This is a genomic window from Cellulophaga geojensis KL-A (assembly GCF_000568425.1).
GTDB lineage: Bacteria > Bacteroidota > Bacteroidia > Flavobacteriales > Flavobacteriaceae > Cellulophaga > Cellulophaga lytica.
Window position 1 is genome coordinate 82224 of record NZ_ARZX01000002.1, and the last position, 12699, is coordinate 94922.

The 12699-nt window shown below is 32.2% G+C and carries 10 protein-coding genes; all 10 read right to left on the minus strand.

All coding sequences use genetic code 11. From position 1 onward, the window contains the following. Window positions 1-87: 87 nt before the first annotated feature. The gene (locus KLA_RS02660; RefSeq protein WP_083653595.1) at window positions 88-501 is read right to left on the minus strand and encodes an HYC_CC_PP family protein; all 414 of its coding nucleotides are present in this window, start codon (window positions 499-501) and stop codon (window positions 88-90) included. Between the two features lie 61 nt (window positions 502-562). Next, window positions 563-2512: a heavy metal translocating P-type ATPase gene (locus KLA_RS02665; protein ID WP_034643569.1), complete on the minus strand. Its 1950-nt coding sequence runs from the start codon at window positions 2510-2512 to the stop codon at window positions 563-565. Continuing rightward, entirely contained in the window at window positions 2509-2871 is a 363-nt protein-coding gene (locus KLA_RS02670; protein WP_034643927.1) for a DUF3703 domain-containing protein, read from the minus strand. The genes KLA_RS02665 and KLA_RS02670 overlap by 4 nt, the downstream gene beginning before the upstream one ends. Before the next feature lie 56 nt (window positions 2872-2927). Further along, window positions 2928-3341: a Fur family transcriptional regulator gene (locus tag KLA_RS02675; RefSeq protein ID WP_028283530.1), complete on the minus strand. Its 414-nt coding sequence runs from the start codon at window positions 3339-3341 to the stop codon at window positions 2928-2930. Window positions 3342-3344: 3 nt separating this feature from the next. After that, entirely contained in the window at window positions 3345-4550 is a 1206-nt protein-coding gene (locus tag KLA_RS02680) for an efflux RND transporter periplasmic adaptor subunit (protein ID WP_034643576.1), read from the minus strand. A 4-nt stretch (window positions 4551-4554) separates the two neighbouring features. Next, complete coding sequence (locus KLA_RS02685; RefSeq protein WP_034643579.1) at window positions 4555-8889, minus strand: CusA/CzcA family heavy metal efflux RND transporter; 4335 nt, start codon at window positions 8887-8889, stop codon at window positions 4555-4557. Window positions 8890-9012: 123 nt separating this feature from the next. Beyond that, window positions 9013-9408, minus strand: a complete 396-nt coding sequence (locus KLA_RS02690) for a hypothetical protein (protein WP_232228764.1) — start codon at window positions 9406-9408, stop codon at window positions 9013-9015. 59 nt (window positions 9409-9467) lie between these two features. Further along, window positions 9468-10721, minus strand: a complete 1254-nt coding sequence (locus KLA_RS02695; protein WP_034643585.1) for a sensor histidine kinase — start codon at window positions 10719-10721, stop codon at window positions 9468-9470. 14 nt (window positions 10722-10735) lie between these two features. Beyond that, window positions 10736-11410, minus strand: coding sequence for a response regulator transcription factor (locus tag KLA_RS02700; protein ID WP_034643588.1), 675 nt, complete (start codon window positions 11408-11410; stop codon window positions 10736-10738). A gap of 251 nt (window positions 11411-11661) precedes the next feature. Next, window positions 11662-12618: a hypothetical protein gene (locus KLA_RS02705; protein WP_034643591.1), complete on the minus strand. Its 957-nt coding sequence runs from the start codon at window positions 12616-12618 to the stop codon at window positions 11662-11664. Between the last annotated feature and the right edge of the window lie 81 nt (window positions 12619-12699).

The following is a 12699-nucleotide window of genomic DNA, read 5'->3' on the forward strand; positions in this document are numbered from 1 at the left end:
ACATTGGCGTTAAGAAAACACCGAATACAGCAAATTATCCTTATGACATTATAAAGTCATAGGATAAAACAGTCTATTGTTTAAAAATCAAATTAAATAAGTCTCGTCAATCTTGAAGATTTCCTTTATGACGAGTGGTGGTTCGTATTCTTCAAAAGAAGATACATTGTTTTCTAAACCTTCAAAAAGGTTAATATAGGTATAAACAAATGAAGCGATGAATACTTGTTGTTCAAAAGAAACTTTGTCAACTTGTAATTGTAGTTCGTCTTGACCATCAACTACCAATTGTTCATCATTACAACAATTCTTTTTTGTAATAGAACAACCTTCAGTTGAAGGATTATCCATTTCCATTCCGCATCCTTCAGCTTTATGGAACATAGCAGTTTCTACCAAAGTATCTCCACAATAATGCATACCGAGCGTAAATGACATTGTAGAGCATAACACTACAAAAGCCATTGCTAAAGACATTATTCTATGGAATACTTGTTTCATATTAATTGCGAAGTTACAAAATTTTAACAACTATTGATTTTGTTTAACAGAAGTTTAGAGGTTAATTCCAATTCATTTTTTGTAATCTAACCGCATTTAAAATTGCTAATAATGCTACTCCTACATCGGCAAAAACTGCTTCCCACATTGTTGCTAAACCACCTGCTCCTAAAATTAGAACAATGACCTTAACACCAAATGCTAAAATGATGTTTTGCCATACAATTTTTCGTGTAGAACGACTAATTTTAATTGCTCTCACGACTTTTGAAGGTTGGTCTGTTTGGATGATGACATCTGCTGTTTCTATTGCGACATCGCTACCTAAACCACCCATTGCAATTCCGACATCACTTGCCGCCAAAACTGGCGCATCGTTAATTCCATCGCCAATGAAAGCAATTTTGTTTTCGAGATTCTTCTTTAAAAGCTCAACCTCATTTAGCTTATCTTCTGGCAATAATCCGCCTTTGGCTTTTTCAATGTTTAATTCGGAAGCAACTTTTTGAGTTATGGAATCTTTGTCTCCCGAAAGCATCATAATATTTTTTATGCCTATTTTTTGTAAATTAATAATTGTGTCTTTTGCATCGTCTTTCAATTCATCCGCAATAACCACATAACCTGCAAATTTTCCATCGATAGCGACTAAAACGATAGATTCTACAATAGATTCCGTTTCAGATGGTATATCAATATTATTAGAAGTCATTAAGGCTTTATTTCCAACTAAAACGGTTTTGTCATTTACAATACCTTTCAAACCTTTTCCAGCGATTTCTGAAACTTCTGTAGCCTCAAAATCTGCTCCGTCTGCTTTATATTCTAAAATTGCTTTGGAGATTGGATGCGTAGATTGTTCTTCCATCGCCATCAAATATTTCATAAATTCGGTTTCTTCCCAACCAATTGCTTTAATTTCTTTAATCTTGAAAACACCTTTGGTTACAGTTCCTGTTTTATCCATAACCAACGTATTTATTTTGGTCATTGCATCGAGAAACGAAGCGCCTTTAAATAAAATTCCGTTTTTTGAAGCTGCTCCCAATCCGCCAAAGTAGCCTAACGGAATTGAAATTACCAATGCACAAGGACACGAAATCACGAGAAAAATCAAGGCACGATACAACCAATCTCTAAATACATAATCATCCACAAAAAAGTATGGAAGAAACGTAACACCTATGGCTAATAACACAACGATTGGCGTGTAAATTCTTGCAAATTGTCTAATGAATAATTCTGTTTTAGACTTTCGAGCTGTGGCATTCTGTACCATATCCAAAATTCTTGCTATGGAACTATTTTTAAATTCTTTGGTGGTTTCTATTTCAATTACTCCATCCAAATTAATGCTCCCTGCAAATACTTTTTCGTCTTTTACAATCGTATTAGGTTTGCTTTCGCCTGTTAATGCTGCTGTGTTGAATGAACCTTTGTCGGAAAGTAGAATACCATCTAAAGGGATTTTTTCTCCAACACGTACTTGCACTTTTTCACCAATTTCAACCGTTTCTGGACTTACAGACACATAATTATTGTTGCGATATACCAGAGCTTCATTTGGTCTAACATCCAATAATGCTTTAATATTTCCTTTTGCTCTATTTACTGCTGCATTTTGAAATAATTCTCCTACTGCATAAAACAACATTACTGCTACACCCTCTGGATATTCACCAATTATAAACGCACCAATAGTAGCTATAGACATTAAAAAGAACTCTGTAAAAATATCACCCTTTTTAATACTATTCCAACCCTCTTTTACTACTGGAAAACCTACAGGCAAATATGCTATACTGTACCAAACAATACGAGTCCAATTCTTAAAAAAAGAAACATCAAAATAATCTAAACCTATACCCATCATAAGCATCGTAAAACTTATAATTGCTGGCACATAAGTTTTAAATGCACTTCCATTACCGTGATTATGACCATCATCGTGAGAATGTTGCTCTTCTGAATTTGGTTTTAAATCTCTTAAATTGACTTTCTTTTTTTTCATTTTGAATTGAATAAATTTTTAATATCATTAGGTATAGGCATAGATTTTAATGGTGGTACGTTTGCACTGCCTGTGTTACCAAGTGGCACGTGGTCAATAAATGATTTCCAACCACCAACAAGTAACCTAATAATTTGGCCGAATACTTCTTTAGTATCTTTTTGCATAAATCCAAACTTTAGCATTAACCAATGTGAATAGGTATGTTCTATTGGGTAAGATTGCCCTATGATATGACTGCGTTCTAAATGATACCAAGCATTACTATACTGCTTATTTTCTAAACAGAAACTGTATTGTTTTAATTCTTCTATATAAGCCTGTTTAAGAGGTTTAGGTATTTTAGTATTAAACTTCATATCCATTAATTTTGAATAAAAGTAGTACAATCGTTAGTGCAATGGAAGTGCATTTGTTATCCACTACACTTATCACATATACCTTTTACAACCAAGTTTACATTTTCTGAAACAAAGCCATCAGGCACTTTAATTTTTGGTATTTTATGGTCTGTTAAGCAAATGGTTTCATTACAATTGTTACAATGGAAATGTAAGTGTAAATCTTTATTTATATCACAACTACAACCTTGTTCACATAAAGCATATTTGGTAATACCTGTACCATCATCTATTTGATGTACAATGTCTTTTTCCTCGAATGTTTTAATAGTTCTGTACAATGTAGTTCTATCTGCTTTTTCAAAAGCATTTTCTATATCACTTAATGTTACTGCTACTTGTTTCTCTGCAAGAAACTTATAAATCAATAAACGCATTGCCGTAACGCGAATATTTTTTAACTCTAATAATTGTTCTATGGTTTGCATAATCTAATGTTCGTGTTCTGCTTCGCCTTTTTTCATTTCGGCTATTAAATAATACGCATTGTTATAAGCGAATTTTGTGATTTTATCTTGTTCTTCAGTAAATTGAACAGCTACCCAATTGCCATCTTTTGCTCCTAAAAGCACTTCAATAGATTTAAAACTCCAATCGTCATTTTCTTTTTCTGCCGAAAACACGAAAAATCTATCACCTTCTTTTACTATCGCACTTTCAGGAAGTGCTTTTGTTTTGGTGTTCTCTACTTGAATTTTACCTTGGATATACATTCCAGGAATTAAGTTACCTTTCTTGTTTTCAATTTCAGCGTGTACGTGTACTGCTTTAGGGTCATCTTCAAATGTTTTGCTTACGGAATAGATTTCTGCTGTTAATTCTTCATCTTGCATTGTTTGTATATTAAAGCTTACTTTTTGACCTTTCTTAACTTTATACACATCTTTTTCAAAGACCATTAAATCAGCGTGAACGTGATCTGTATTTACAATTTCAAAGAGTTCAGTTTGTGGTTCAACATACTGTCCTGTTTTTACTTCTACCTTTTGCACATAGCCTTCAATAGGACTGCGTAATGATATACTTTGAGCAATTGTTCCATTTCGTACTGATGACGTATTTATGTTTAATAGTTTCAACTGCGCTTCCAATCCATTTACCATAGCTTTAGAGGCATCATATTCGGCTTCGGCCTTTTGAAAATTTGCACCAGAGCCAACTCCTGCATCATATAATTTTTGTTGACGCTCAAAGTTCTTCTTTAAAAAATTACTATTGCTAAAAGCATTCAAATAATCGGTTTGCATTTGAATAATATTTGGATGTGAAAGATATGCCACAATTTGACCTTTATTCACTTTGTCTCCTTCAATCACTTTTATGGATAACACATTTGCACCAACTACAGAAGTTATTGCTGCTTCACTTTGTGGTGGTACTTCCAATGTGCCATTTGCTTCTACATAACCACTCATATTACGCAATGCAATGGTGTCTATCTTCATTTTTAAAGCTTCAAACTGTTGTTGTGAAAGCATCACTTCTTCGCCTTCGCTATGGTCATCGTTTTCTTCAATCTTTTGTTCCTCGTTATGGGAATGACCATCACCTTCCTTATGGCTTTCTTTATTTCCGCAAGCAACAACTAAAAATGAAACTGTTAGTAGTGCTAAAATTATATATTGTGTGTTTTTCATTGTCTTATTGATTAAAATATTGTAGTTGAAATGTGCTTTCTAAATAATTTATTAATGCTTCTTGAGATTGTAATTCAGATTGAATAGCTTCTTTTATAAGTTGTGTAAACGCTGTGTAATCAATCTCTCCTTCTTTATAAGCAAACAAAGCACCAGTTTTTTGTTCTTTAATAAGTGGTAATACTTCATCCTTATAGAACAGCCAAGATGTTTTCCATTTTTGGTGATTTTCTTTGGCTTGATTAAATTTAGATTGCACTTCCTTTTGCTTGAACTGCATATTTGATTCGGCAATTTGCCTATCAATTTTTGCAGTTCTAACTTGTGCTTTTGTTGTACCAGACAAAAACGGTATGGAAATACCAGCTTGATAGGTATAAAACCCTGAATTTCCATTTACTTTTTGTAAACCACCCTGAAGGTTTAACTTTGGTAAATTTTCAGCTTTGGCAGCTTTAAAGTTTGCTTCTGCCTCTGCGAGTTGAAGTTGAGAAAAACTATATAAAGGGTGTGTTTCTAAAGTAAAGGATTCTACATTTATTTCGCTCGCTATATCAATTTCATCTGAAACCGTATAAAAATCATCTGAAATCAACCACAAGTTTAATTGTTGTAAAGCAATAACATATTTGCTTTTTGATTGCAAAAATTTATTCTGAATCTGTAAGGCTTGATTTTTGGCTGCTGCATATTCAAGTTTAGAAATGGCTTCTACTTCATAATTTAAAGCAACTGCTTTTTCAAAGTTGGTATAGATGGAATCTAACTCTTTGTATAAATTATAATTCCTTTTACTCTGTAAAGCATTTGCCCAAGCTTTCTTTACTTCCAATTCTAAATCTAATTCTGAAAGCTGAAACGCTTTTTTAGCTAACTGAATACGTTGCTCCAGTAATTTTCTCTTTGGTGCTATACCAAATACATCAATATTTGATTGACCAACTCCAATAGTGGTGTAAATACCATTTCCGTTATTGATTTCTTCACCTCCCGTAAAAATTTGAGTCGTTCCAAAATCATAAGCAGTTCCTTTTAATTGTTGTTGCTTATCAATTTCGAGTTGTTGTTGTTTTAAACTTGGATAGTTTTCTTTAGCCAATTTTACAGCTTCTTGCATCGAAATAATTGGTAAAGAATCATTTATTTGTTGCGCATCTCCTGTTATTGGCAACAAAAACATAAAAGCTATGACAGCAGTAACTGTAATTACTTTTTTATTTGCTCTAAACTTAAATGATTTGTTTTCTACCCAATGATACAATATAGGTAAAACGAATAATGTTAATAATGTAGAGGTTAACAAACCACCAATTACAACGGTTGCTAAAGGTCGTTGTACTTCTGCACCTGCTGATGATGAAATAGCCATTGGTAAAAAGCCTAATACATCTGTAAAGGCAGTTAGCATAATAGGTCTGATTCTTCGTTTAGTACCTTCTATAATTCTATCTTTTAGATTGGTAATACCCTCTTCTTTTAACTCATTCAGACCACTAATCATTACTAATCCGTTTAATACTGCAACACCAAACAAAACAATAAAACCAACACCTGCCGAGATACTAAATGGCATATCTCGTAACCACAACGCTACAACACCACCAATGGTTGCCATTGGGATTGCGATGTAAATCATCAAGGTTTGTGATAAGGATTTTAATGCAAAATAAATCAGTACAAAAATGAGTAACAAGGCAATAGGAACAACAGTTTGTAAACGGTTACTGGCACGTTCTAAATTTTCAAAAGCACCACCATAGCGAATAAAATAACCTGATGGAAGTTTTAATTGTGCATCTAATTTTGATTTAATTTCTGTAACTAACGATTTTACGTCACGCCCTCTAACATTGACACCTACATAAGTTCTTCTGTTTGTATTGTCTCTACTGATTTGCATTGGACCAGCTTTGTAGCTAACATCCGCAATTTCACGTAATGGAATTTGAGAGCCAGAAGGTAGGTTGATATACAAGTTTTGAACATCGGAAATATCTTTTCGGTTTTGAGCACTTAAACGTACTACCAAATCGAAACGTTTTTCACCTTCAAAAATAACACCTGCTATACCACCTGCAAATGCAGATTGTATGGTTTGATTAAGCGTATTTATTTGAAGTCCGTATTGTGCCAATTTATTTCTATTGTAATTAATAGTCATTTGTGGTAGACCTGTTGTGGCTTCCGCTTTCATATCTCCAATACCTTCAGTACCTGCAATAATTTTAGATATTTCTTCTGCTTTTTGAGATAGAATGTCAATATCTTCACCATAGAGCTTTATGGCAATATCTTCACGAACTCCTTCAAGCAATTCATTGAAGCGCATCTCGATAGGTTGGGTAAACTCATAATTAACACCAGGAACCATTCCAACTGCTTCTTTCATTGCTTCAATTAATTCATCCTTTGACTCTACTGTTGTCCATTCGCTTTTGGGTTTCAGAATCACAAAAACATCAGCAATATCCATTGGCATTGGGTCTGTTGGAATTTCAGCAACCCCAATACGACTAACAATTTTATCGACTTCTGGAAATTTTGCTTTTACTATTTGTTCTATTTTAGTCGTAGTTTCAATGGTTTCTGTAAGGGAACTACCTGGTTTTAAAATAGCGTGAAATGCAATATCCCCTTCATCCAATTGCGGGATAAACTCACCACCTATTCGAGAAAACATAAAAACTGTAATTCCGAACAATACAACTGCAACGCCAATTACCCATTTACCTTTTCGTAAGGCTCTAACCAATAAAGGTTGATATTTGTCTTCAACCCAATTTACAAATCTATCTCCATAGGATTTTTTATCATTTTTTGGTGCTCTTAATATTAAAGCTGACATCATTGGTACATAGGTTAAACACAGTACCATTGCTCCAATCATAGCAAAAATAAAAGTCAAAGCCATTGGTTTAAACATTTTTCCTTCTATACCTTGCAAGGCTAAAATGGGAAGAAAAACGATAAGGATAATTAATTGACCGAAGAAAGCAGCATTCATCATCTTTTTTGAAGCATTAGTAGCAACTTTATCTCTTTCTTTAGATGTAAGTTGTTTCTTTTTCAAAACCTGTGATGCTATAAGAAAAACAGTGCTTTCGACAATAATTACAGCTCCATCTACAATGATTCCAAAATCTATTGCTCCTAAACTCATTAAATTTACCCAAACATCAAAAACGTTCATTAAAATAAAAGCGAATAATAAGGATAATGGAATAGTAGAAGCCACTATTAAACCACCTCGCCAATTACCTAACAAAAAAACCAACACAAAAATGACAATTAATGCGCCTTCAATAAGATTAGTTGTAACCGTAGAAGTTGTTTCGCTAATTAATTTACTTCGGTCTAATAATGGCTCAATAATTACGCCTTCGGGTAATGACTTTTCAATTTGAGACATTCGCTCTTTTACGTTTGCAATAACATCATTGGAATTTGCTCCTTTTAGCATCATAACCAAACCACCTACTACTTCGCCTTCTCCATCTTGTGTTAATGCACCATAACGAATAGCTGAACCAAATTGTACTTTGGCAATATCGTCAATAGTAACAGGAATGTTATTAATATTCTTGACAGTGATTTTTTTAATATCATCTAAATTTCGTACCAAACCTTCTCCTCGAATAAAGTTAGCTTGATGGTTCTTCTCAATATATGCACCTCCTGTATTTTGATTATTGGCTTCAAGAGCATTAAACACATCTGTAATTGTTAGACCAATAGCGTTTAATTCGTTTGGATCAACTGCTACTTCGTACTGTTTAATTTTACCACCAATAGCGTTTACTTCTACCACACCAGGAACCATTGCCATTTGACGTTGTACAATCCAATCCTGCATTGTGCGCAAATCAGTAACTGAATATTTGTCTTTATACTCTGGTTTTACTTTAAGTGTGTATTGATAGATTTCTCCTAATCCAGAAGAGATAGGTCCCATAGCAGGTTCGCCAAAACCACTTGGAATTTGTTCTTTAACTTCGTTTAGCTTTTCAGCTACTAATTGACGTGGTAGATAGGTTCCCATATCATCGTCAAAAACAATAGTAACCACAGATAAACCAAAACGAGAAATGGAACGGATTTCCTTTACATCAGGTAGGTTGCTCATTGCAACTTCTACTGGATAGGTTACAAATTGTTCAATGTCCTCTGTACCTAAATTGGGTGCTTGTGTAATAACCTGTACTTGGTTGTTGGTAATATCTGGAACAGCATCGATGGGCACTTGGGTCATACTCCAAATACCTGCTCCAACAATGGTAAGCGTTAGCAAACCAATAATGAATTTGTTATTGATTGAAAAATCAATGATTTTATTAATCATAGAAAATGTTTTAATTCAGTTAAACTTTTCGGTATAATTCTGATATAGAAAATAGAATTACACGAAATGAAAAGAACCATATAGGTTCAAAATTGGATATAGTTATCCTTTAAAAAAACTGAATTATGCCCTTGGTGGCTGGAAAAGCGATTCCAAATATCTGGAAGTGAAGTTTACTTTATGTAAATTATACTGTTTTTTCTCTTCAAAATTTAGTTGATTGGTTAAAGCCAAAGTATTGTTGGCAATAATTAATACCAATGGGTGACAACATTGATTATGGGAATGAATAGGTGTATTTTCTTTATCTGGGCTATGATGATGCTCTTTATTTTGAGCATTATTATCAATGTAATCTTCAACTACATATTCAAAGAAAGAGTCTCCATAAACTTTATGGTCTTGATAATGGGTAATGACTTTTGAAATATCTTTAATCGGTCCACAGAAGTCCATATCTATGCTTATTCCTTGAAAAAGGAATAAAACAGACATTGATATGGAAAAGAATATTTTCATATAACTTTGACAAATATATAAATTATTTAATGCAGTGGTATTGCAAAAAAGACTAACTCTTAATTTCTTAAAAAGTCTATTGAGAATATATGTTGATCAACCTCAAATTTATATGAGATTTTAAATTCATATAAATCACATATTTTTTTTACAATAGCTAATCCCAATCCTGTTGACTGATTTGTACTAGATTCTCTATAAAATCGTAAAAATAAATTCTCTGGATTTGCTAAAACTTTCTCTCCAAAGTTAGAAATAATCAACAATTTACTTTTGGTTATAATTGTAATCTCTTCATTCTTTTTACTGTGCTTAATAGCGTTAGAAATTAAGTTATTAATTAATATATCTGCTAGATATACATCCATAGAAACAGAGAGTTTGTTTTCTGGATTATAAACTAGGTTTGCAAATTGGAGCTCTTTAAAACTTTCAATCTTTTCATTAATTAAATCAGATACGTTGACATTTTCAATATTTATAAATTGATTATTATCAATCTTAGTTAAAGTTGTTATTCTTTTATTAAGCTGTTTTAAACGTTGAATATCTTTTTGAATGGATGTTACTTGCTCAAACTGTTTATCACTTATTTCGTGTTCATTTATAATATTATCTATCTTGGCCTGGATAATAGCTAATGGCGTTTGCATCTCATGTGATACATCCTCGGTAAACTGTTTTAAACTTTCGTAATCTTTCCTTACTTTATCCGCTAAAGTTTCAATTTCGGTTTTTAATTCAGAAAATTCTAAAACATCACTATCTACTAAATTTAAGGTATCTTTAGATGTTAATGAAAAACGTTTCATTTGTTCTAAGTTCTTAAAAAACGGATCCCATAATTTAAGGTTTCTAGTAGTATTAAAGTAAAAAAGAAATATAAACGCAATTACAAATATCGTAATGTTAGAAATAACAATTGCCAAAGCTAAATCTTCAGATTCAACAACCATATTTCTTACTGTTATTTGGTAGTCTATGCCATTAATATTTTTATAAGTTGAAAGTTCTCTAAACAATTCCATTTCGTCTTGAGAAGGGTCATAAATAATTGTATCCTTTAATACTTCACTTTGTACATTATCCGTTTTTTTAACTTCTATAACCGGTGATAAAGAAAAAACAACACTATCATTTTTAATGGCATCTGCAACTCTAGACTCTGTTGAATACAAAACTTCTTCTACCTCACTTTTTAAAAGATAGCTGGTGTAAAAATACAACGCTAAAGAGCTTAATAATACTAAAAGTACACCTCCAAACAAAAAAGTCTTAGAGGTTTTTTGTATAAGTCTTGTTTTTTTTGACACGTTTAAATAATTTATTAATCTTCAATAAATTTATATCCACTACCATAGGCAGTTTTTATATATTTAGCGCCTTCAGCAGTTAACTTTTTACGCAGATTATTAATATGTACGTAAATAAAATCAAAATTATCTAACAAATCACTATTATCTCCCCAAAGATGTTCTGCTATAATTTCTTTTGAAAGTACACGACCCTTGTTAGATATAAAAAACACAAGTAAATCATATTCTTTACGAGTTAACGCGATTGCTTTACCGTCTATGTAAGCCGTTCTAGATTTTGTATCTATTTTTATCTCGTTAAACTCCATAATTTCGTCCCCACCATATTTGCCACGACGAAGAACTGCTTTTATACGAGAATTTAATTCTGCTAAGTGAAATGGCTTTGTAATGTAATCATCTGCACCTAAATCAAGTCCTTCTAACTTATCTGTTAAAGAGTTATTTGCCGAAATAATAATAACCCCTGCCCTCTTTTTCTCTTTTTTTAAAAAACGGAGCACGTCTAGACCACTACCAGAAATAAGATTAATATCTAAGATAATTACATCATAATCATAAATAGCTGCTTTTTCTGAAGCTTCACCAAAATCTGAAGCAACTTCACAAATATTCCCATCACGTTGCAAATAGGTAACAATAGATTGTTGTAAATCTAGTTCATCTTCAGCTACTAAATATTTCATATTAATGAATTTAAAAAAATAAAATTAATATTTGATTCTAAAGAAATATTAAAGTTGAAAATATTATTTATAAATGAATTTAAACCTGAAGGCTTTTCGTTAGCACGCTTGTACTTGCTATGAATTTTACAGAGTTTAAGCAGCCGTTCAGGATTTAGGATTTAATTCCAGTAAGTCCCATCAATTTCCGTATAAATCCTTAAAAACAGGAACAGTTCCGTAATTCACTTTTTTTGGTTTTATAGGTTGTGTTATATACTGCCTTTTTTTAGCATTGATATTTCATTTAAAAGTTTAATAACTATTTTTCCTAAACATACTACGTCATTGGGCTTTATTATTATTCTTTCTCCTTCTTGATAATTTATATCTCCAGTTTTAGTTATGTATTTCTGGTCTACTATTCCAGCCTTATGTTCTATTAGGTGTCTTTTTTGAGTGTATTTATATAGATTTTCTAGTTCAGTCTTTGTTAACCAATCATCGTACCCAGTTCCAAATAATGTAAACCATAGTTTATTACTTTTTTCAACATTTTGAAAGGCATTAAATGGTGCTGTTTTACTAGATATTGAATTATATCTCAACTCACTATAATTTTGGAGAGTCCCTATTATTTCTGAAATGGAGTTTTTAATTATAGATTTTGTTATTACTGTTGCTTCGTCTTTATTTAAATTTGTTTCTAGGGTCTCTTGAATCTTTTCTATATTATTGGTATTAGAAAGAATTTTTTCAACGGCTTTTTTAGCGTTTTCTTCAATATTATTGTTTCCGCACGATGGACAAAAATATGCAGAGTCAACAACTGAATATCTGCAATTACATTTTACACATTTTAGGTTTAACTCGAATTCCTCTCTCGGTTTAATGGATATGTTTTGTCCAGTTTGCGAATATGTATAATTCCAAAATTCCCTTATTGATTTTTTCAAATCGCTAATCACTTCATTATTTTGCTCGACTGTCAAATAACTTTTAGCCTCGGAATTATTCTTGCAAAAAGGGCAAAATACTTCTTCTTCTCTTACAATCTTTAACCAATCTTCTCTATGTATTTTAAAAAGGGATTCACATTCACTTTTGGGACATTGCCTGTCAATCATTCCATTTTTATCTGGAATAATTGGAATTACCATTTTTGATATATCCTCAATGTGATTTTTAAATTCTCCTAGTTTGTCACTCAAGTCTTGTAAACTGCCCATTTTCTAAATTTTGAATTAGTTTTGCAGGGTTATATATAACGGCTGGTCTAAGCGTAATGCGTAGGCAAGGAAACTTTTCGT